The organism is Pseudomonas sp. FW305-28 (genome assembly GCF_017351395.1).
Taxonomy (GTDB): Bacteria; Pseudomonadota; Gammaproteobacteria; order Pseudomonadales; family Pseudomonadaceae; genus Aquipseudomonas; species Aquipseudomonas fluorescens_AA.
In genome coordinates this window covers 38,293-61,514 of record NZ_JACNDD010000020.1, presented here as the reverse complement: position 1 = coordinate 61,514, position 23,222 = coordinate 38,293, and the positions used below count along the sequence as shown (strand labels likewise).

The window sequence follows — 23,222 nt, the reverse complement described above, 5'->3', positions numbered from 1 at the left end:
GTGCCCTATCTGCTTGCCAGTTGGAACTACCAGCGCAGTGGGTTGCGCCCTCTTTTGCGCACGCAGTTCCTTGAAGCGTTTCGCCACTTCAATCCCTACGAGGTGCTCATGCAGCAAACGGGCGCGTCCGCAGCGTCTGGTCTGCGCCGATCGCTGCACCTGTGGCAGAAGTCGATGTTCGCGAACCACATCCTAGTGTCCGAGCGTTTCGATATGGCGCACGGTATCGAAACGCGCTACCCGTTTCTCGATAACCGGGTCACCGCTGTCGCGGCCATGCTGCCTGATGAGTGGCTTGTCGAGGGGGCTGAGAACAAGCGTTTTCTGCGTGAGGCCGTCGCGGCGTTGACGCCCGAGGCGGCGCGTTGCGCAGCCAAGCGACCTTTCGAGGCCCCAGCGGTCTTCGCGCAGCCTGGCGACGGTCCGTTCCGACGCTACCTGCGGGAGGTGCTGCACGACAGTTCTGTGAAGCATTCGGGGATCTTCGATGTACAAGAGCTTCTGCGGCTCGAGGCGCGACTGCCGTCGCTGTCGGGGAAAATGGCGCAACGCGTGGACAGCCTGCTGACGATGGCGCTGAGTTTTTTCGTATTGCAGCAATGCTTCGCGGTGACTGAGTGAACACCGCGATGGCGATTTTCGACGTCCGTTTTCTCATCCTCAGGGTGGGGGAACCTTCAAACAAACAGGCGCATCAGCGCGACACGATGGGGATCAGATCTTGAGCACGCTAGACACATTGCTTCTGTCCGCCGAGCAACTCGAGCGCTACCGTACGCTGCTGGCCGATAAGGGGCTGGCGACCAAACAGCCGCTGCGCATCCCCGCGCGTGCGCCTCAGGCTCGCACTCCGCTGTGCAGCTATCAGGAGCCGCTCTGGTTCATCGATCGCTATGCCGGCGGCGACACCGCGCACAATGTGGTTTACCCAATGGGCCTGCCCGAAGGCGAGATCGATGAGGCGGTGCTGCTGTTGGCCGTTGCCCGGATGATCGAACGCCATGAGATCTTGCGCACGACATTCCGGCAGGATGCCGACGCCGTGGTGCATGTGGTGCACGACTGCTGGCCGCCCGTGCTGGAGCGTGTCGACCTGCGACCGCTGCCCGAGGCGCTAAGGGAAACGAGCGGATGGAAGCTGGTCGATAAGGAGGCCGCTCACCAGTTCGATCTCGAACATGGGCCGCTGATCCGCTTCACGTTATTGACGATGGCACCTGGTAAGCACGTGCTGCTGGTGTCTCTCCACCACATCATTTGCGACACCTGGTCGGTGGCCATCATCGACCGTGAGGTACGGATTCACTACGACGATATTCTGCATGGCCGACCCTGCTCGATTCCGCCGGTGGCGGTGCAGTTTCCCGACTATGCGATCTGGCAGCGCAGCCAGTGCGACAGCGACAGGTATGCGCGCGAGCTGTCTTACTGGGTAGGCCGGCTCGAAGACGCACCGCAATTGCAACTGCCCACTGATTTCCCCGTTCCCCAGCAGCGCAGTCACCGGGCGAACAACAGCCTGGTGCTGGTGCCTGCGCCACTGCTGGAAAAGGTAAAAACCTTCGCCCAGCGCGAGGGCGTGACCCTCTACATGGTGTTGCTGGCCGCCTACAAGATCATGCTCTCGCGCCACACCGGCCAGACTGACATCATGGTGGGTACGCCGCATGCCAATCGCGAGCGCGATGAGCTACGTGACGTCATCGGTTTCACCATCAATTCGCTGGTGCTTCGCACTGAGTTGGGCGATAACACGCCGTTTCGCGAGGCGGTGCAACGGGTAAAGACTTCGGCACTCGAAGCCTACGAGCATCAGGACGTGCCATTCCAGGCGGTGGTGGAGGCTCTGGGTACACGGGGTAAAGGCCAGCAGTTGAGCCGCTATTCGTTGTTCCGGGCCTTCTTTTCCGTTCAGAACATCCAGTGGGCGGACATCCAACTGCCCCAAATCAACACCGGTACGCTGCATCAAAAGCCACGCTTCACGGTTCCGCACCCGACGACCAAGTACGACATTTACATGTACCTGCGTGAACGCGACGGTAAGGTGCTGGGCGGGCTGGAGTATGACGTGGAGCTGTTCTCGCAGGCTCGCGTCGAACGCATGATTCGGGATTTCCTGCGGGTGCTGGAGCAGGGGGTTGATGATTCGCACGTGGGTATCCACGAGCTGCCTCTGCTGACCGCCGAGGAGCTTGCCGAGCGGCAGGCGGCCCAGCGTGGCAAGGCGTGCGCGGGAGGGCCGCCCACCGATATCTATAGTTGCTTCGAGGAAGCCGTGCGGCGCTTTGCCGATCAGCCGGCGCTGGTAGACGAAGGCACGACACTGAGTTATCGCGAGCTGGCCTCGGCATGCGCCGCCTTCGCCGCACTGCCGCAGCGCGCTGACCGCGAGCCACAGCGCCGTCTGGGGATTCTTGCAGATCGATCCTCAGGGATGGTCGTTTCACTGCTGGCTGCCCTGCGCGCCGGGGATCTGAGCATGCTGCTGGATGCCGCGGCACCGGTCGCACGCATCGAGGAGACGGTACAGGCCCATGGCATCGAGATGTTGTTGTGCGACGCCGAGGTCGATATCGCGGGGACTGTGCCGCAGCACTTGATTTCGCGACAGGCGCAGGCCGGCTGCGGTGCGAAGACGCTGCGACGCCACATTCCTGCCCAAACCCCCGCATTCGTCTTCATGACCTCGGGATCGACAGGCGTTCCTAACGCAGTGGTGCTTTCCCATGCAGGCGTGCTCAACGGCCAACTAGCGCAAACCTGTCCTCATCCGATCGGGCCGGGTGATCGGCTGCTCTTGAATGCGCCGACGAGCTCGGCCCGGTTGGTGGGCGAACTGTTGTGGCCACTGCTCAACGGTGCGGCCGTCGTGCTGTGCCGACCAGGCGGGCATCAAGATCCGATTTACTTGGGCGAAATGCTGCAACAGCACCGGATTACGCATTTCAGCGTGGTGCCGCAAGTGCTGTCTGTGTTGCTCGACGAACGTTTGTTGGACCGCTGTCCGGAGCTCAAGCTTGTGTATTGCGTCGGGCAGAATCTGGACGGACAGCTCACGTCGCGTTTTGCGCAAGCCTCACGTGCGACCTTGTATAACAGCTATGCGCAGACAGAGGCCTGTCCGGTGAGTTTCCATGCCTGCGATGGCAGCGAGGGCGAGGGCCTGGTGCCTGTCGGGCGCCTCGCACCCAACACCGTGCTGCACGTGCTCGACGCCTACCAGCAGCCGGTGCCCACCGGCGTGACCGGGGAGATCGCCATAGGTGGTGCGAGTCTGGCACAGGGTTACCTCGGCAACCCGCGGCTCACGGCTGAGAAATTCATGCCCGATCCCTTCGGCGAGCCCGGTGCGCGACTTTACCGCAGCGGCGACCTGGGTACCTGGAACGAGAGGGACGAGCTTGTGCTTCTGGGGCGCAGCGACCATCGGGTGAAGATCCGCGGCTACCGGATCGACTTGGCAGAGATCGAGTATGCGCTGACCGCCATCGAAGGGGTCGAGGAGGCCGTGGTGGTCGTCTCGGCCAGCCCACATGGCGAGCCCATTCTCTTGGCCTATGTGAAGGCGCAGCCACTTTCCGTGGAGAAAGTCGGTCGGTTGGCGCAGCTGTTGAGGGCGCGCTTTCCCGTCAAGCGCAAGACGGTGCAGGCGCCGCTGTCCGAGCAGTTGCGCACAGTCCTCCAGGCGAAGCTGCCGTTTTACATGGTGCCGGCGCGCATCGTTCAGCTCGACGAGCTACCGCGTGGCCGTACCGGCAAGATCGATCGCGTCGCGCTGGCCGAGCGCGAGAGCCCGCAGGAAGCGGCCGGGACCAAGCCCGACGGAACGCCCAGGACCGATCTGGAACGCCAACTGATCGTCATCTGGCGGGATGTCTTGGATCTGCCAGCCGGCCAGGCCATCGGCATTTACGACAGCTTCTTCGAGTTGGGCGGTCACTCTCTCAGCGCGGTCAAGATCGTCAAGCGGATCCAGTCCGAGCTGGACGTGAAGCTGGAGGTCCGGTACGTGTTCGAGGCTGTTACGATTGCAGGGCTGAGTGAGCTGATTGCGTGGACATGCGATACGTCGAGCTTCGAGGACATTGAACTCTAAATGGCTTGCACCAATACATCGAGGACATTGGCCCCTTACATCCGTCTGTTCGAAGCCACGGCGCGCACGCATGCCGCGCTGCCGGCCGCGGAGGATCGCGACGGTTGCGCCAGTTATGCCCAACTCGACGGCATGGCGAACCGCTTCGCCGCCGAACTGCGGCGCTCAGGCGTCGAGCGGGGCGCTTTCGTGGCCATCGCCTGCGAGCGCGGCGTGCTCACGCTTGCGGCGATCCTGGCGTTGTTCAAGTTGGGTGCCGCCTACGTGCCGCTCGACCCCCTGCTACCGCTGGCGCGCAGGCAACGCATGCTGGCGTCGAGCGGATGCGCACGGGTGCTGGTGGAAGCCGATGGGGGCGATCTGCGAGCAGACTGCCCCGTTGTCGATCTGAAACAGTGGGCGGCGCTGGGGCCGTTGTGGGACGAAAGTTTCACTGGCGGTGGTGCCGAAGACCCGGCCTATGTGATTTTCACTTCGGGCTCAAGTGGCGAGCCCAAGGGCGCTGTGCTCTCGCAAGCCAATTTACTGAACCATCTGTGGGCCAAGGTCGAGGACCTTGGCCTGAGCCACGATGACCGGATAGCGCAGACGGCGCCGTTCGGCTTCGATCTGTCGGTTTGGCAGTTTTTGGCCGCGGGCCTGGTGGGCGCCTGCGTGACGGTGATGGACCGCGAGACAGTCGCCTATCCACCCTCGCTGCTCGAAGCGATGGTCAACCGCAGCGTAACGGTATTTCAAGCGGTTCCCAGTTACTTGTCCGTGTTCGTCGATGCCGTTTCGCGCCGTCCGGGTGGAATGGGCGAGGGGCTTCGGGTCGCGGTCACCGCTGGCGAAACGCTGCCGGTGGCACTGGTGCGCCGCTGGTTTGATTGTTGTGAAGTCCCGTTGATGAACGCCTATGGCCCCACGGAATGTGGTGTCGACGTGACCCACCATCTGATGCGTCGCGCCCCGCTGGGCGATAGTGTTCCGATCGGCAAAGCGATACCGGGCGCGGTACTCCATATCGTCGATGCCGATCTTGAATGTGTCCCTGAGGGGGAGAGCGGCGAACTGCTGATAGGGGGTGTCGCTACCGGAATGGGCTATATCAACGCGCCAGCAGCGACCGCGGCTGCCTTCGTGGAGCTTCCGGCCTTGGGCGGTCGTTTCTATCGCAGTGGCGACCGCGTCCGTTGCCGCGCCGGTGTCCATGAATACCTGGGTCGGCTAGACCTGCAGATCAAGCTGCGCGGGCACAGGATCGAACCCGAGGAGATTGAAGTCGCGCTGCTGCGCGAAGCGGGTGTGCGGGCCGCCGCGGTTGTTTTGCACCAGGAGGGCGCTCGCGCCGAACTGGTTGCCCTCGTGCAGCCTGAAGAACAAGGCATGAACGTGGAGCTCGCCGGGTACCTGAGGCAGCGCTTGTCGGCGACGCTACCGAGTTACATGGTCCCCAACTTTATCGAATTCGTGTACGAGATGCCGCGTAATGCGCGTGGCAAGACTGATCGCCGCGGGGTCGAGCAGTTGCTGGGCATGTTGAAACCTTTCGAAGTCTAGGAGCCACAAACTTGCGTATCGCCAACCGACTTCTCCACCGTATCGCCGAATGCGATTATTTGTACCGTAACCTGCTGAATCGGCGTGCCACGCGCGAATTTCGTGATCACCGCAGCGTCCTCTGCGCAGAGGGGCAGCGCGTTATGCAAGAGCTCAACGAAAATGGCTTGGCCTTGAGTAGCATTGACCGTTTTCCGGGCATGCAACGCTTGTTCGACGAACTGCGCGAGCGCGCACAGTATGTCGAGGCGCGAAGCCGCAAAGTCGTACCTGCCGGCTCGGACCAGGCCAAGACCTATGCCTTCATGTCCAACGTGCTTGGCTCATATCCTCACTTCGATCCCAATAGTATTTTTGCCCGTTTCGCGTGCCAGTCGCCGATTCTCGAGATCGTGAATGGCTACTTCGGGATGTTCACCCAACTGCGTAAGTATGCGGTGTTCAGGAACGCATTCTCCAACCATTCGGAGAACGGGAAGTGGCACCGTGACGGCGCCTGCGACGCGATGGTCATGCGTGTTTTTGTCTACTTCGAAGACGTCAACGAACGCAATGGCGCCATGCGCTACGCTCGCGGCACTCATCATAGAAGTCTTCGCGGCAGTCGCGAAACTATCGACAGCGCCCAATTGGAGGCCATGTCCGTTTCATGTGGCGGGCCCTGCGGCACACTTGTCTTTGCCGATACGCGCGGCTACCACCGTGCAGAGAAGTTCACCGAGGGTGGGCGCTGGCTCTACTACGGCATGTTCACGTCGCCCGGGTTCGGCGCGGACTACTTCCGGCGTCAGGAACATCGCCAGGCGCAGCACGGTGATCCCGTCTCCTGGGCGTTATCCAGCCCGCAGACGCTCGCCGACAACTTCCGGTCTGTCCCATGAGCGCGAACGATCAACCATCGGCAGATCGACTGGAGCCTTCGCCAGGTTCGGAACACACCTGGCAGGCGCGGCTTACCTGGGGACAGCGGCAAATGTACCGCGCGATGCAGCTCGATCCTCAAGCCGAGCACTTCCACATGACTGACATGCTGCTGTTGCGCGGGCAGATCGACCTGGAACGCCTGTCGCTCAGCCTGGCGCAAACCTTCGCCGCGCATCCGGCGTTGCATATCCGGCTGGTGCCGTCTACCGACAGCGCGGAAGGTGTCGTGCAGCGCTTCGACGGCCTTATGCCGGTCGACTGCCTTGTGCATGACTGGTCCGGGCTGCCATCCAACGAGATCGAAGCCCGGCTGGCCGAGATACGTACAAGTTTTGGCCGAGCACCGTTCGATCTCGCGGCAGGACCACTGTTTCGCGTTACGCTGGTGCGCACCCGCACTGACGAAGCCTACCTGTTGATGACGTTGCATCATCTATTGGCCGATGACTGGTCCATGGGGCTGCTACAGCAGGACTTGGCAGCGCGCTACACCGGCGTTTCGATCACGGCTGAAGCGCCAGCACCGTACTTCGAGTTCGCGCGCCACCAGGAGGCTTGGCTACAGTCGCGCGAGGGTGCCAAAGCGGTCGCTTACTGGACGGCGCTTCTCCAGGCCCTGCCGGTGCGCTTTCCCATCCCGGCCGATCGGCCGCGCCCGACAACGCCCCTATTGGGGCGTGCCACTGTGAGTGGCAGGTTGGCGGGGGAGGTCTCGCAGTCGTTGAGGAAGGTGGGGCGCGATGCGCGTGGCACCCTGTTTCCCGTGATGTTGGCGGCCTACAACGTGCTGCTGTGGCGGCTTTCACGGTGCTCGCAAGTGCCGGTTGCGACCCTGGTGGCCAATCGTGAAGATGGCACGTTCGACCGAACGGTGGGGCTGTTCTTCAATACCATTGTCCTGGTGTCCGATGTCCGGTCCGAGCAGCCGTTCTGCGATTTTGTCGCACAGGTGATGGCCACGACACTCGATGGCATGCAGCGCCAGGCGGTTCCGTTCCAGTATCTGGTCGATCGCCTCTGTCCGATGAGGGATCCGGCGCGCGTACCCTTCACCCAGGCGATGTTCTCGTTCATGGCGGGAGCGGGCCGGCGTTTGCGCATCGCAGATGCTGAGCTTGAGCAGTTCGGTGGCATCGACACTGGATCGGCCTACGACCTCAAAGTCACGGCCTACGAAAAAGACGACGGCGTGGAGATTTTGTTCGAGTACGATGCGGACCTCTTCAATGCCACTACTGTGCGGGCTTGGCACAGCACCTATCTGAACATCCTGGCGGACGCCGCGGCGCAACCCCGCGCGCCAGTGCAAACGCTGGGGTTCACTCAGACCGATCACAAGGGCAGCGTCCTGGTTGTACAGGACACATGGGGAGCCCCAGTGCCGCCCGGCTTCGCGGGTGAGCTGTGCCGCCACCAAAGTGGGGAAGTCGTGCGTACGGGAATCCTGGCGCGACGGACCGCGGAGGGCCGCATTCAGCCTTACGAGGTGAGGCCTGCGTTTTTCGAGGTGGAGGGTAGGCGGGTTGAAGTCTCTGCAATCGAACACTGCGCGCAAGCCGTCACCGGCGTTCGTCAGGCACTGCTGACTTTCGATGAGACCCGCGGCCTTGCCATCCACCTAGTCGTCGAGGCCGGGGTATTCCGCCTTCCGGCGTTGCGCCGGCATCTTTTCGCATCGCTGCCGGCATTCTGTGTACCGAGCCTCTTTCGCATTATTCCATGGGTGTCAGAGTCGATCGGCGGTATCCCGGACCTCGACGAGCTGTGGCAGACCGGTCGAGAGGCCGAGAGCTTCTCGAGCAGCCAAGAGCCGCGTGACCCGCACGAGACCCAGGTGCTGGACATCTGGTCGCAGGCCTTGGGCATTTCCTCCCTTGGTCCAGACGATGACTTCTTGGGCTCGGGTGGCAATTCGCTGACGGCGGCATTGATCGTCGCGCAGACCAACGGCCACTTCGGCTGCTCGATCACGCTTCGCCAACTATTCGATGCCCGCACTGCAGCCCGCTTTGCCGTCTTGACGTACCCGAACCAGGCCAGCGCCAAAGTACGGCCTTGGTATGAACAAACACAGGTACGCAGTGCCCACTCGGCTCAGATCGAGGCGGACGGCAGCATGTCTTATCCGGTGTCCGAGGCGCAGGCGCGCATGTGGATACTGGACCGGCTAATCGGCCCGTCCGACCGTTATGTCCTGAAAAATGTCTATCGCGTCGACGGACCGCTCGACGCCGAGGCGCTCGGCACGGCGTTCGCGGCGTTGGTCCGTCGACATGAGCAATTGCGCGCCGTCTTTCTGGAGACCGATGGGCTGGTGCGCCAGTGCATCCTGCCAGTTGAGCGTGTGGCGCTCAACGAAACATTCTGGGATTCGCTGCCTGGCTCAGAGTCGTCTCCCCCCGCATCGATCGCGCAGGCGGTCGATGCGCTTTTCGACCTGCGCACGGGGCCGTTGGCCCGTGCGCTGCTGGTGCGGACCCGTGACCCCGCCGTCCATTTCCTGTACCTGACGCTTCACCACATTGTGGCGGACGGTTGGTCATTGGGGGTGCTCTTTGACGATTGGTTGCGCCTCTATAGCGGTGACCGGACCTTGCCCGCGCTGCCAGGGCAGTACCGCGACTACTGCTGCTGGAAAGCCTCGCATGCTGTGAAGGCAACAGTCGGGGCCGACCTGAGCTACTGGCGCGAGCGACTGGCGGGCGCGAGCGCTACGTTGTCGCTACCGGCGCGAGTCCGGGGAACGGACGTTTCGCAGCGGGGAGGGCGCCATGGGTTTCGGTTGTCTGCGCCGCTGTACAAGCAGTTGAGTTCCCTCGCTGGGGCAGAGAACGCAACCGTCTACGCCGTGTTGCTGGCCGCCTTTGCAACAGTGCTGTCGCGGCATACGGGGCAGAGCGACCTGAGCATTGGCGTACCCATCGCGAACCGCAACGAAGTGGGCACTGACCGAATAGTGGGGCTGTTTGTCAATACGGTCGTGATGCGCTTGCGTATTGATGCGTCCGCTTCGCTACGCGATTTGCTGTTGGTCGCGCGCGACACGGTGCATGAGGCCCTTGCGCATGGGGCGGCGCCGTTCGAGGCGGTTGTCCAGGCGCTGCAACCGCAACGGCATATGGATGCTTCGCCGTTGTTCGAAACCATGTTTACGTTCCAGAATCTGCCACCGGTGCCCTCCGTGCCGGGCGAACTTTCCTTAGGGGGGGTACGACAGCCAGCCGCGCAGGCGAAGTTCAAGCTGGGTTGCACGCTGACGCTGGTGGAGGGGATGGCCTATGGCGAGCTGGAGTTTCGCGAAGACTTGCTCGATTCGGCACTGATAGAGCGCTTCGCCGCCGATTATGTCTCGGTTCTGACGCAATGGGCGCAGCGGCCGGATTCAACCTGTGGGGCATTGCGCGTGAGTATTGCGCGACCAAGGCCGATTGCCGCGGCAAGCGCGCCCAGCCTGGTTGGCATGCGGGCCCTCTGGGAAATAGTCCATAGACAAGCGCAGCGCACGCCGGATCGGGCTGCGCTTCGCGACCGGCTGACCGTGTTGTCTTACACACAGCTCGATACGCAGTCCGCACGTATCGCCGCTGCGTTGCGCGCCCTGGGCCTGGGGCACCACGCTCGGATCGGCCTGTGCATGCCTCGTTCGCCGCAGGCCATCATATGCCTGCTGGGCATTTTGCGCGCGGGTGCGGCCTATTGTCCGATGGACGCCGATGGGGACATTGAGGTTTGGCGCGAACAAGCCCACGGTGCACGGCTCGATGCGCTGGTGATGCGGTCCGACGACCCAGTGCAAGTGAACGGCCTGCGAATATTATCGTTCGAGCATCTGGTGGCCCTGGGCGGGGAGGAGGTACCCAGTGCCGCTCTCCATCCCCAGGCGACTGCCGTGGTGTTCCGAACTTCAGGATCCACTGGACGGCCGAAGTATGTGAGCGTACCGCACGAAGGCATTCTGGCGCTCATTGCCTGGGCCTGTGACACCTATGATCCCGAGACCTATCGACACAGCACGTTGGCAACCTCGTTGGGCTTCGATGTGTCGTTGTTCGAGATGTTTGTCCCTTGGGCCCTGGGTGGTTGCGGTGTGCTCATGGACCATTTGCTCGTACCGTACGGGGGCGAACCACCGCTCAGCTGCGTCAGTGGCACACCGTCCCAGGTACGGGCCTTGCTCGAGCAGCGGTGCTTCCCTGTTGGGGCGGTCACGTTGAATGTGGCGGGTGAGGCGCTGCCACCTGATCTGGTGCAGCGAATCTTTGAGCAAACGCAGGTGCACCGGATCGTCAACCTGTACGGGCCGACGGAATGCTCGATTTATGCGAGCTGCGAAGACATCCGGCGCAATGGCGGCCCTATCGAAACAGTGCGTATCGGTCATCCGCCGCCTCACGTTTCGATGTACGTGATCGACACCATGGGGTGTGAAGCCCCCGAGGGCGTCGCCGGCGAAATCTGCATTGGCGGCCGAGGCCTGGCACACGGCTATACCGGGCAGGCCGCATTGACGGCCGAACACTTCCTACCCGACCCTTTCTCTGGCGTACCCGGCGCGCGCATGTATCGAACGCGGGACATCGGACGAGTCGATTCCGAAGGGGCAGTGTCCTACCTTGGGCGTGCGGACGGGGTGCAGAAGCTGCGTGGGATCTGGGTGAATTTCCATGAGCTTGCAGCCGATATCCGCGCGTGTCCCGGTGTAGGCGATGCCGTGGTGTTACCGATCCCGGCACAGGAAGGCGAGGGCGAGACCGGCGTGGTCGCATTCTGTGTGCCTGAGGACGGGGCACACTTTGATGAGGCAAGCCTGCGCCGCTTGTTTCGCCAGCATGTGGGGCGTACACGGCCCTTGGCCTATGGCAGGATCATCAACCGTTTTGTCAGGCTCGATGTGCTGCCGCTTACGCCAAACGGAAAAGTCGATCTGCAATCGCTCGCGTCGCTGGTTCCTGGCAGGCCGGTGCGCCCGAGCGGGGCAGTGGTGCAGACCGACCTACTGTGGCATGCGCTGCGCGACGCCTGGAGCAGGGCGCTGAACGTCGAGTATCTGGACGAGAGCGACGACTTCTTCGTCCAGGGCGGCCATTCGCTGCTGGCCCTGCGCATGCTGGGGGACATCGAGGCCTCCACGGGGCTTGCGCTGCCATTTGCTTCGATCTTCGAATTTCCGGTATTCGCCGAGTTTGTCGAAGAAGCCGCCAGGGTTGCACGCATGCAGGCTCGACCTGATGCGGCGGCAGGGCCAATCCAGCGGGTGAGGAGGGGAGACGGCAGTCACTTGCCGGTTTCCGCGGCGCAGCGGCGGCTGTGGTTCCTCGATCAGTTCGAGCAGGGGACACACCACAACGTACCCATCATGCTGCATCTGCATGGGGCGACGGATGCCGATCGATTGATACAGGCTGTGCGGGCGTGTTTGCACTGCCATGAGGTATTTCGCACTTCGTTCCATTTCGTCGATGGCGACATTGTGGCGAGCATCGCTGATGCCACCGCCATAGAACCGTTGCTGGATGACTGGTCCATGTTGACGCCCCAGGCGCGTCGGGACCGCGAGTCAGCTTGGCGTCAAGACCAGGCGACTCATCGCTTCGACCTGTCACGTCCAGGCCTCGGGCGGGTTCAACTGGCTCGCCTGGGGCACGATGAGTGGTTGCTGGCGATGGTATTCCATCACATCGTCACCGACGGTGCGTCTATCGCACTGTTGACGCGTGAAATTGGCCAGCGCTACGGGTGCCCGGACAGCGTACCGGCGCCGCAACTGCAATACGTGGACTATGCCGCCTGGGACCGCCGAAATGCCAACAACCCAGCTCATCAGGAACACTTGGCCTACTGGACGACGCAATTGAGTGATGCGCCCGCTTTCCTGTCGTTACCTGCCGACTATCCGCGGCCAGTGGTGTCCAGCCACGCCGGAGCGGCTCACGCGTTTCTCCTGCCAAGGGAAGAGCTGGAGGATGCCGGCCGGTTATTTGCACAGCTTGGCGTGTCACGCTTTACCGGACTGCTCACGCTTTTCAAGCTTGCGGTGCACCATCACACCGGCAGTCGCGACATTTGCATTGGCACGCCGGTGACAAACCGCCGCGCTTTGCCGACGCACGTGATGCAGGGGTATTTCCTCGACATGCTGGTCATCCGCACACGATTTGTGGCGACCGACACCCTTGCCGATCTCATCGCCAATGTGAGCGCGCTATGCAGCGCAGCCTTCCGTCACCAGGCCCCCGGCTTCGATGCGATCGTTGAACGGCTACAGCCTGAACGGACATCGGGCTATCACCCCATGTTCCAGTTGGCTTTCGTCTACACGGACGGTGCCGCGCCCGATAGCGAGACCCCCGACCTTCGTTGGGTCGCCTCGCAAGGGGGCAATCGTGGTGCACAGTTCGACCTGACCTGCCATTGCAACGAAACGCTGGAAGGGCTGTGGGTGACGTTGGACTACAAGACCGAGTTGTATGCGCCGCAGACCATCGTTCGTTTTGGCGACTATTTGCGCCGTTGCCTGGCGTTACTCCGACACCAGGTGCAGGAACCCATTGCGTCCTTTCCTATTGCACACGCGCCAGAGTCCGTGGGGCGCATCGCCGTGGGCCCGCAGGTGGTTGACAAGCGCCTGGCGGATGGTTTCGAGCGTCAGGCATCGCTCAACCCTGATGCCATTGCGGTCAAGACCACGGCAGGAGATTTCAGCTACGCGACGCTCGAGACACAGGCGAATCGGTTGGCGGCCCGCTTGTTGCGAGATGGCCTGCAGCCGGGAGAACGAGTCGCCGTGTGCCTGGAGCGAAACGAGTCGTTGCTCGTTGCGTTATTGGCCATCAGCAAGGCGGGCGGTTGCTTCGTGCCGTTCGATAGCCAGACCCCATTACTTCGCCTGCAAGGGATTCTCACGCGCCACGCTATCCGCCGCCTGGTCACTACCCACGCGCTCCTTGCTCCGCTGTCAGGCGTGGCACAGCCCTTGGCGCTTTCACACCTTTATGACTTTGGAACATTCACCGTGGCCCCGGCCTGGCCCGGGGTCGGTTGCATTGTGGGTCGGCAGGACTGGGCTGGTGAAAGTGACGAGCGCGTGTCTGCCCAGCGCAGTTCCCGGTTGCCGGCCTATGTCATCTTCACCAGCGGCTCGACGGGTATGCCCAAGGGCGTCGTGATCGGACATGCAGCCGCTTGTTCGACGATCGACTGGATTAATGCACGTTTCGGTATAAAAACCGGTGACCGCCTGATGTGGTGTGCTTCCGTCGGATTCGACCTGTCGATCTATGATCTGTTCGGCACGCTTGCTGCGGGCGGCACGGTGTGTGTCGCCGACAGAGGCATGTTGGCGGATCCGGTCATTCTGGCGTCATACCTGACCCATTGGGAGATCACCATCTGGAATTCCGCGCCCGCAGCGCTGCAGTTCGCACTCTCTGGATGCGAGGTGCTTGGCGCAGCCTATCGCTGCGACTCGTTACGCCTGGTCATGCTCAGTGGCGACCGGATCCCGGTCAAGCTGCCTGCCGCCGGTAGCGTGCCATTTCCGAATGCGCACTGGCATGCACTGGGGGGCGCGACCGAGGCCGCGATCTGGTCGAATCACTACGAGATAGGCGATAGGGAGGGCGCTTTGGCGATTAGCCGCACCCCAGCGATTCCTTACGGCCGCGCGTTCGGGGCCGCGACTTACTATGTCATGAACAATGATTTCCAAGTCTGTCCAGATGGCGTGGAAGGCGAGCTGTTCATTGGCGGTGGCTGCCTGGCGGACGCTTATCTGGATGCGCCGGATCTGACCGCGGAACGTTTCTTGCCCAACCCGTTCGAGGCAGGAGCCAGGCTCTATCGCACGGGGGATCGTGCCAAGCGCGACGCGTTCGGCACCTTATGGATCCTGGGGCGATGGGACAACCAAGTGAAGGTCCGCGGCCATCGTATCGAACTCGGCGAAGTAGAGAATACGCTCCAAGGGCTGGACCAGGTGAAGTGCGCAGTGGTGCTGAAGGACGCGTTGCGCGATGCGATCTATGCATATGTCGAGTGTCATGCGCCTGGCGTCCTTGATTGTGCGGAGATACATCAGCATCTGGCCAACCGTTTGCCTTACTACATGATACCGAGCGCTATTTATCCTATCGAAGCCTGGCCGATGACAGCCAACGGCAAGCTTGATCGCGGGCAGCTCTCACGTTCCCATGAAGACGTTGAGGCCAAGCGTCATCATGCGCCGCTTCCCGCCGCCGGCACGGTCGCTCACCAGCTCGGGGCCATCTGGGAGGCGGTGCTGCAGGTCCCTGTGAATGACCCTGACCGAAGCTTTTTCGATTACGGTGGCTCGTCGCTCAAGGCCATCGAGATGTTGCACAAGGTAGCTGCGCATTTCGGCACGGCACTGCGCGTGAGGGACATTTTTCATCACCAGACCCTTTCGTTGTTCGCCACGTGCATCGAACGGCGAGGGGCAAACGCCTACGCGTTGGAGGGCAATGATGCAGTGACCCTGTGGAAGCCCGGAGACGCCGCGCTGCCTGCACTTGTCCTTATCGCGCCACCCGGCGCGGACGGCGCATGCTATGCCGCGCTGATGGACGAACTGTCCCCATTGCCCAGCGCCATATACACCGTATCGTTGACGCTGTCCGTCCTGCGACGTTGGCATGAGGGGCTTGACCACACGATTGACGCCCTGTGCCTGGAGCTGGCCTGCGCCATCGCAGACGCAGGCATTACGAAGTTCGTGCCTTGTGGCTGGTCTTTTGGCGGCACGCTCGCTGCGCACATCCAGAGGCACGATGGGGAGCGGAAATTATCACCTCCGGCACTTTCATTGCTTATCGACAGTTTTGAGGCGGACGTTGTCGCCTGCGCAATAGCATCCGGAGAAAAAAGCGGGAGGTCATTTGACGGACCGATAGGCTCTGGCTTGTTGCCGGTCGATGCAGATGACGCTGCAAGGGCCGAACTGGTATCGCTATCATTCGCGGTGTTGCAGGCGGGCAATGGCAACAAGACGATCCCGGCGCAGAGCCGTATCGAGCTGATTGAAAGTATGCGCGGCGCCAGTACTCGAGCTTCGGCCAGTTGGCCTGGACAACGGCTACTGCGTACCGATGTACTCGATGCACATCATTACGAGATGCTGCATCAACCTTGGGCGAAGGAAGTGGCCACATGGATCAAGACATGCCTGGGGCGCACCCATGAGTTCCAGTTTTTGACTATGCAGAGGGATTAATGAGCATGCAAACCGGAATTCTCATCGTGTCTCGTGAGCGAGCCTCTTGGCTGGTTTTCTGTGTGATCGCCGGGCTGGCATCTTCTTGCGCGGTCATCCTGGCGATTCGGGAAATTGCCCTCGTGCTGGCGGATGCTGGCTCGGGACCTGCCTTCTCATGGCGCATATTCCTCATCGCGCTGGCCGTGAGCATCCTGGGCGGCCTCAGCTCGCAGCTTGCGCTTGGGCACCTGGGTGTGCGGCTTGTGCACGAGCTACGGCTCCACGTTGCGCAGCGTATACTCCAGCTTCCCTATCGGGAGTATGAGCAACAGGGGTTCTCCCGCATGTACGCCATGCTCTCGGATGACGTTACCAAAGCGTCAACCGCACTTGGCACGTTACCTATGTGTGTGGTCTGCATAGGGCTGGTGGTGTTCGGGCTCGGTTACTTGCTGTTGCTTTCACCCTGGCATTTCGCGCTGGTAGCGGTGGTTTTGTTTTTGGGCATCGTCATTGCTCGCTATGCCTCGGCCCGCACCAGTCGCGCGCTGCGGGAGGTGCGGGCGCTCGAAGATCAGATGCAGGACCTGTACCGCGCCATGATAGAGGGGGCGAAAGAGTTCCGCTTCAGCACACGGCGGCGGCGAGACTTTCTCGCCTCGGTACTTTCACCGCTGAGTTCGCGGCTCGCGTCGCGCAAACAGGCGAGCGGGGCGTTGTGGAGCGTGACGGTGCAATGGAACAACCTGGTCTTCTTCCTGCTGCTGGCGGTGGTGGCTATCCTGCCGCGGCATATGCCGATCAGCGACGCGAGCACCATGACCACCTACGCTTTGGTGCTGCTGTTGTTGCGTGCGCCCATCATGGCATTGATGGAATTGGTGCCGACGGTCCTGGCCGGAAAAGTCGCGCTCGACCGACTGGCGCAATTGGATGTGGCTCATTCTGCGAGCAGTACGGAGGAGCCGTCGGTGACGCCATCGATCCGCACCCTGGCGCTGCGCAGCGTCTGCTTCGACTATGCGGCGGAACCAGGCGAGGCGGGCGTTCGCCTTGGCCCCATCGACTTGTCGTTAAGGTCGGGAAAAATCATCTTCATTACTGGCGGTAACGGCTCCGGCAAGACTACGCTGGCGAAACTGTTGTCAGGTTTGTACGCCCCGAGTGAGGGCAGTGTCTTGCTCGATGGTGTGGAGCTGAAGCCTGATGTGACGACCGTGTTGCGGCATTACGCCAGTGCAATCTTCAGCGATTTTTTCGTGCTTCCCTACGAAGGGCAGCGCAGTAACGTTGCCATAGATCTCGCGTCTTGGGAAAAGCGGCTTGGGCTGGATGACAAACTCTCGGCAGCGAGCGAGTGGCGCTCGGCGCCGCGTCTTTCTCAAGGTCAGCGCAAGCGCCTTGCATTGTTGAATCTTGTCGCACAGGACAAGCCTGTCTGTCTCTTTGACGAGTGGGCTGCGGATCAGGACAAGGATTATCGTGATCTATTCTATCGACAGCTTTTGAGAGAGCTGGCGGCAAAGGACAAAATCGTGATTGTAGTCTCGCACGACACCGACTATTTTTTTGTCGCTGATATTGTTATTCACATGAAGGACCTGAAGGTCACCCACATCGAGGAGAAGGATCAATGAGCTGGGACCATGAAGATACGGAGTTCAATGTTGTCGTGAATCACGAAGAGCAGTACTCGATCTGGCCTCTCTACAAGGAGATACCAGCAGGCTGGAGAACCGTCGGTGTCCAAGGGAAGAGGGCGGTGTGTCTCGATTACATCGAAAAGACCTGGACCGACATGCGTCCGCTCAGCCTGCGCAAGGCGATGGAGAACTCATCGAGCAGTTCCTCTTGAGTCGCGAACCCATGGACAGGTCGGGGATGATAGCGCTCGCGCCCTCTGTTTTTCGCGTTCAACCATCGAAGGTCACACCGACGAAATATTGCAGCTTCTTTGTCGTCCATCCCCAGGGCAATCTGATGCTGCCCTGTTTCGCCAAAGGTGCAAGTATCGAGGGGGACTTCGAGGCTATGGCGAATATGGGCGGGGTCAGCGCGCAACTGCTCGGCGATATGCATTTAAAGAGCAACCATTGCGATGTGCTGCATAAGCGTTTTGGTGCCTGGACGTATTGCAGTGAGCCTGAGCGGGATGATGTGGGTAAGAGTGTAGGGAACGTGAAGGCATTTCCCTTTCACAGGCACCATCTGTTTCCACATGTCGAGGTGATTCCTACGCCTGGACACCGTCCCGGGGGGACTTGCTTCCTGGTTGAAATGGATGGCTTTCGTGCTTTGTTCGCGGGTGACAACGTTGGCTATGATGGGGCGAATTGGACGGCCTTTCCCTCTAAATCGGGCAAGGAGGCGTTGCGGCAATCACTGTCGGTACTTGCCGACTGCGAGTTCGATGTGCTGTATGCGATCACGCTTGCGGTAGAGCCTGTGTGTTCGATCAGCCTCCCAACCGCTGAAGCACGCCAGTGTTTTTTCAACGACGTGGCCGTCCAGGCCGGCCTCGTCTGACGTCCGTTCTTTATCATGCCTATCTTCCCCGAACTCAAGCAGGCATTTATCCAGCGGGTGGAGCAGAACTTCCGCCCGGGGCATCGTGGCGGCATTGTGCAGTTCATCGTAGGCGAGCAGCCCGAGGGACGATTCCATGCGACGTTGACCGATAACGTTCGTTTCTCGGACGGCACACACAGGGCGCCGGACGCCAGCATCGAGATGTCAGAGGATATGTTCCAGGGATTGGTAGAGCACCCGGAACAACCTCTGCGCTGTGGTGCCAAGATGTCCGGCGACCAGGCATTATTGTCACTGATCGCGTTGGCGGCGCATGGGGAGGGCGCGACTGGCCCGGCCCGGCTACGCACGATCGATTCCCGCGCACAGAACTGGCTGCGGCTGGATCCGCCGATTTGCCGTCGTCCTTCGATCAATTCCTCAGGGCTGCTTTGGGCGTTGCATTTCAGCGTGCCCTTGGTCCTGACATCGATGCTCGGCGAGGGCGGTTGGCGGATGACGATAGAGCGTCTGTTTGAGCAGTACGGCCAGTTGCCGCTGGTTGGGCTCGATGCGGACGTCCTGGGCGCGTCGCTGGACTTATCGACATTGGGCGCGCTCATCCGTGACGCGCTCCACGGTGGTGAGGCTCTAGTCTACAGTGGCGGATGCGCGCTTCCGGGCCCCATGTGCGAGGCATTTACGCTTCCGCTGCTAAAGCCCACCTGTTTCAGTCGTCCTCAGTTGTGGATGGGACGTCGCGACGAAGCGGCTTGCACCCGGCTGCATAGGGACTTTCTGCATGCGTTTATCGGACAGGTCAGTGGCGTCAAGACCTTCATGATAGCTCCGCCTGAGGAGGCGCAGTACCTGTATCCCGGCGCATGCTTCAATATGTTCCAATTGGCCCGGTTTGATCCGTTCCAACCAGATTTCATCCGTTTCCCTCTCGCTCAGCAGGCAAAGTTCCTGACAATCACTCTTCACCCAGGCGAGTTGCTTGTTTTACCTGCAGGCTGGTTTCATACGGTGCGAAGCAACGGTCTGGTGATGTCGATCAATCGTTTTATGCGTGAAGAGGCCTGGGCTTCCTTCTCTGGACGCATTGAAGCGGCACCGGCCGACGTAGCGCTGCAATGGATCGAGCAACTGAGCTAGGGTTTGCGATCCATGTCCGTATCAACGGACCTTTCTACACACGCTTGCTGCAAACGTGATGGGTGACATTTTTTGAAAGGCGTTGTTCATGCATGCCAGGTGCAGCGGCAGATCGGCACTTGACCTTGGAAAAATCAAACGACGGCTCATTCGCATATTTAAAGAACCTCAATGGCGAAAAAGCCTGCACAGGGCGTCACCTGGGCTGATCATTGGCTGCACATAATGTATATTATGTTAAACCAGATGCCATGTTAGAAATGTTCATGAGGCTCATAAGGTACTGATTCGACAAACCCGCTTCTGACGTCCAATCTCTCAACGGGCCATGTCCTTTGTGTTCATGGCGAGTCCTTGAATGAGGTGGCTGCCGATGAAGCTGATTCAGTGCCGTTTCTCTTCAGGTCAGCGTGTACCGCTGCTCGTGCAGACTGGAGACGCGGCTCCGTTGCCCATACTTGTCCCGTTCATCTACGTTCAACTCAAGCTAAGGTACCGCGCTTACAACACTACTGCGGCACATCTGCGCGCGATCCAGGCTTTCTACATCTATGCCAAAAGCCGTGACCTCAATTTCAGGGCTAGCCAGATCAAAGTCGTATGCCCTGCAACATCGTTTTTCCAATCCAGATCCCAAAACGTGTTTTCTGAAAACCAGCATCCCTCATCCCCTGAATTGGGACTGTCAGAGGTTGGGGCGGCAAAGCTAAGGCGGGCGGAAACGAGGTATATGAACATGAATCGATGAACAATTACGTTAATTTTGAGAGCGTCAGGACGGAACTTCCCTAAAGGCCTGTGAACATGACTTCCAATACATCATTCCACGTCATGCTCAACAGACCCGTTGCCTGGCCTCGTGAGTGTGTTGAGGCTAAGTCCCAGTCTCCGCCATAGGCGCTAGATCATTTGATTGATCTGGTGGACTACTGTCTCCGGAGACCTTTGGCACATCCGCCGCCACCTTACTGAAGATCACTTCGCCACGCCCCTTGTCGTAGCCCAACTCAACACTATCGCCGGCTTCCAGCTTGCCAGCGAGCATTTCCTTCGCAAGCCGCGTTTCGACGGCCTGGCGAATCTGACGTTTCAACTCGCGCGCGCCGAACTCAGGCTGATAGCCAACATCCGCCAGATAATCAATGAGTGAACCATCAATTTTCACTGTGATGTTCTGTGCAGCTGCGGTTCGAATGACCCGATCAAGCTGAATGCTCACAATCGACCGGATGTTGTCACGGGTAAGGGCATGGAACACGATGATGTCGTCAATACGGTTCAGGAATTCGGGACGAAAATGCCCTTTCAAGACGCCCATTAATTCATCACGTAACGCTTTATCCGTAAGGCGTGCATCTTCTGGGCGCTCAAGATTCTCCATGATCACGGGAGAGCCCAGGTTGCTGGTGGCAATGATGATCGTATTGCTGAAGTCCACAACACGTCCTTTGCCGTCCGTGAGACGCCCATCGTCGAATACCTGTAGCAATACGTTGCTCACATCGGGATGCGCCTTCTCGATTTCGTCGAGCAGAATCACACTGTAGGGCCTGCGGCGGACACGCTCTGTCAACTGGCCGCCTTCGTCATATCCCACATAACCGGGCGGCGCACCGATCAACCGGGCAACCGCATGACGCTCCATGTACTCCGACATATCAATACGAATGATCGATTGCTCGTCACCGAACACCGTTTCCGCCAACGCTTTGGCAAGTTCGGTTTTGCCGACGCCCGTAGGGCCAAGAAAAAGAAACGTGGCAATAGGTCTGTTCGCCTGGCCAAGGCCGGCTCGAGACAAACGAACAGCATCGCTGACCGCGAGAACGGCATCTTCCTGTCCGACCAGCCGATCACGCAAAGTGTCTTCCATATTCAACAGCTTTTGACGCTCTGCCTGCGTGAGCTCAGTCACTGGAATACCGGTGAGACGGGACAGAACTTCGGCAATTGACTCCAGGGTCACCTCAAGGGTTTCGGAACCGGTCTTGCGCTCCCAGGCTTCTGTTTCCTCCCCCAGTTGCGCTTGTTTTTGACCAATGCGCTCTTCGAAGCCTTTGGATTCATCAAAACGTTTACGGGAGGATGCATAATCCTGTTCACGTTTAAGTTGCGTGATTTCGGCTTCCAGCTCCTGAATGCCAGCCGGCCTTGAGGAGGAACTGATTCGGACGCGGGCGGCTGCCTGATCGATCAGGTCAATGGCTTTGTCCGGCAAAAAGCGCGAGGTGATGTAACGATCCGACAGCTCTGCTGCCGCCACAAATGCTTCATCGGCGAATGTGACCTGATGGTGAGCCTCAAGCTTATCGCGCAGCCCACGCAGGATAATGATGGTCTGTTCGACGGTGGGCTCGGATATCAGCACAGGCTGAAAGCGTCGTTCAAGCGCTGCGTCTTTTTCGATGTGCTTTTGATACTCATTGAGTGTCGTCGCACCGATCAAACTAAGCTCCCCGCGTGCCAATGCGGGTTTCAGTACGTTGGCAATATCCAGGCCGCCCTCCTCACCACCCTGCCCCGCGCCAACGATCGTGTGTAACTCATCGATGAACAGAATAAGCTCCGAGCTTTTTGCGGCGACTTCATCAAGCAGTTGCTTGGCGCGCTCTTCAAATTCACCACGATATTTGGAGCCCGCAACCATTGAGTTCAGATTGACTTCAACGAGCCGTCTGCCACGCAAGATCTCAGGGACGTCACCCTTGACGATACGCTGTGCAAGCCCTTCAACGATGGCTGTTTTACCAACGCCGGGTTCACCAATAAGCACTGGATTGTTTTTTCTGCGCCGTGCCAGCACCTCAATGGTATTTTCGATTTCCTGCGCACGTCCGAGTACGGGATCAAGCTTGCCCTCGCGAGCCAACGACGTCAGGTCGCGACCGAACTTGTCGAGTGTCGGCGTTCCCGTCGGGGTATCGACTCGCCCATCTTCAGCCCCCTTGCCCACCACCTTGACCACCTTCTGCCGCAAGGCTTCAGGCGTTACGCCGTATTTTTTAAGCAACGTCCCGGCAATACTTTCCGGGACAGAAGCAAGCCCGATCAACAAATGTTCGGGGCCTACGTACGAATGCCCTAAATCACGAGAGGCCTGGAATGCAAAATTGAACGCTTTCTTCAAGCGCGGAGAAATGGTCATCTGATCGACCGAAACCTCGGCAGTGCCCCTCTGCGCATGTTGATCGATGTAGCCTTTGATATCGTCCGCAGAAAGCTTCAGCTCCTTGAGCAAAGCCGCACCAACATCGGTATCTGCCAGCACGTACAACAGATGCTCGGTATCGAGATCGCTGCGGTTCAGTTCGTGGGCTTTCTCTCCGGCGCGCTGCAAAATTTCGAGCGTCTGGGAACTGAATGCATCGGTTGCATCGACAGATTCTCGAGGTACTTGCGCAGAGAGCCTGAAGTCATCGCCCCCCTGATCCTTTGCGCCGCCCATGCTGTCGAAAAAGCGAGAGACTCCCCCGCCCAACAGAGAGTCGAATGGATTCAACATGCTTTGATGGCGTAAGAGTTGGCGGTAATCGTGGTCGCAAACGGACATTGTTCTGGCTTGGCCATTTTGCGATACGGTCACCCGCGCGACCGCTGGTCTCGCGTTACATATTTCACAGAGAGTTGCCATGATGAGTTGTCTCCAAAAGGTGGATAACACGAACTCATTCAGATGGATCTACTTCCCTGTAAACGATGCTCAAGAAGCTGGGACATGAGATCCGCATTACGCTGAGCTTGATCAGGAAGACGATGATGTTGCGGGGAATGGCAGTCACG

11 protein-coding genes are annotated in these 23,222 nt (G+C 60.0%); 10 read left to right on the top strand and 1 reads right to left on the bottom strand.

All coding sequences use genetic code 11. The features are described 5' to 3' along the window. The 10 genes from J4E53_RS07310 to J4E53_RS30735 all read left to right on the top strand — a co-directional run. Positions 1–621 (top strand): asparagine synthase-related protein (locus tag J4E53_RS07310; protein WP_207268122.1); only part of this gene is annotated, 621 nt, incomplete at its 5' end. A 100-nt stretch (positions 622–721) separates the two neighbouring features. Further along, positions 722–4,099, top strand: a complete 3,378-nt coding sequence (locus J4E53_RS07305) for a condensation domain-containing protein (RefSeq protein WP_103308330.1) — start codon at positions 722–724, stop codon at positions 4,097–4,099. Further along, positions 4,100–5,641: an amino acid adenylation domain-containing protein gene (locus J4E53_RS07300; protein WP_103308329.1), complete on the top strand. Its 1,542-nt coding sequence runs from the start codon at positions 4,100–4,102 to the stop codon at positions 5,639–5,641. A gap of 11 nt (positions 5,642–5,652) precedes the next feature. Further along, positions 5,653–6,522: a phytanoyl-CoA dioxygenase family protein gene (locus J4E53_RS07295; protein ID WP_060742322.1), complete on the top strand. Its 870-nt coding sequence runs from the start codon at positions 5,653–5,655 to the stop codon at positions 6,520–6,522. Further along, positions 6,519–15,794 carry a non-ribosomal peptide synthetase gene (locus J4E53_RS07290; RefSeq protein WP_103308328.1) on the top strand — a complete coding sequence of 3,092 codons (9,276 nt, stop codon included), beginning with the start codon at positions 6,519–6,521 and terminating at the stop codon, positions 15,792–15,794. Before J4E53_RS07295 ends, J4E53_RS07290 begins: the two co-directional genes overlap by 4 nt. Further along, positions 15,794–17,413: a cyclic peptide export ABC transporter gene (locus J4E53_RS07285; RefSeq protein ID WP_207268121.1), complete on the top strand. Its 1,620-nt coding sequence runs from the start codon at positions 15,794–15,796 to the stop codon at positions 17,411–17,413. Before J4E53_RS07290 ends, J4E53_RS07285 begins: the two co-directional genes overlap by 1 nt. After that, positions 17,410–17,631, top strand: coding sequence for an MbtH family NRPS accessory protein (locus J4E53_RS07280; protein WP_060742324.1), 222 nt, complete (start codon positions 17,410–17,412; stop codon positions 17,629–17,631). Before J4E53_RS07285 ends, J4E53_RS07280 begins: the two co-directional genes overlap by 4 nt. Positions 17,632–17,657: 26 nt before the next feature. Beyond that, the gene (locus J4E53_RS07275; protein ID WP_146042605.1) at positions 17,658–18,302 is read left to right on the top strand and encodes a hypothetical protein; all 645 of its coding nucleotides are present in this window, start codon (positions 17,658–17,660) and stop codon (positions 18,300–18,302) included. A 15-nt stretch (positions 18,303–18,317) separates the two neighbouring features. Then, complete coding sequence (locus tag J4E53_RS07270; protein WP_060742326.1) at positions 18,318–19,442, top strand: cupin-like domain-containing protein; 1,125 nt, start codon at positions 18,318–18,320, stop codon at positions 19,440–19,442. Positions 19,443–19,815: 373 nt separating this feature from the next. Further along, a complete protein-coding gene (locus tag J4E53_RS30735) occupies positions 19,816–20,190 on the top strand; it encodes a hypothetical protein (RefSeq protein ID WP_237140775.1) in 375 nt (124 codons plus the stop codon). A gap of 126 nt (positions 20,191–20,316) precedes the next feature. On the opposite strand, the gene J4E53_RS07260 is transcribed toward J4E53_RS30735, so the two are convergent. Continuing rightward, positions 20,317–23,076 (bottom strand): AAA family ATPase, encoded by a 2,760-nt coding sequence (locus tag J4E53_RS07260; protein ID WP_371919208.1) that lies wholly within the window; start codon positions 23,074–23,076, stop codon positions 20,317–20,319. Between the last annotated feature and the right edge of the window lie 146 nt (positions 23,077–23,222).

What these genes read in the sequence shown, in the direction of transcription:
- J4E53_RS07300 (WP_103308329.1), top strand. Translation starts at nt 4,100, where the DNA reads ATGGCTTGCACCAATACATCGAGGACATTGGCCCCTTACATCCGTCTG.
- J4E53_RS07290 (WP_103308328.1), top strand. Translation starts at nt 6,519, where the DNA reads ATGAGCGCGAACGATCAACCATCGGCAGATCGACTGGAGCCTTCGCCA.
- J4E53_RS07285 (WP_207268121.1), top strand. Translation starts at nt 15,794, where the DNA reads ATGAGCATGCAAACCGGAATTCTCATCGTGTCTCGTGAGCGAGCCTCT.
- J4E53_RS07280 (WP_060742324.1), top strand. Translation starts at nt 17,410, where the DNA reads ATGAGCTGGGACCATGAAGATACGGAGTTCAATGTTGTCGTGAATCAC.
- J4E53_RS07275 (WP_146042605.1), top strand. Translation starts at nt 17,658, where the DNA reads ATGATAGCGCTCGCGCCCTCTGTTTTTCGCGTTCAACCATCGAAGGTC.
- J4E53_RS07270 (WP_060742326.1), top strand. Translation starts at nt 18,318, where the DNA reads ATGCCTATCTTCCCCGAACTCAAGCAGGCATTTATCCAGCGGGTGGAG.
- J4E53_RS30735 (WP_237140775.1), top strand. Translation starts at nt 19,816, where the DNA reads ATGAAGCTGATTCAGTGCCGTTTCTCTTCAGGTCAGCGTGTACCGCTG.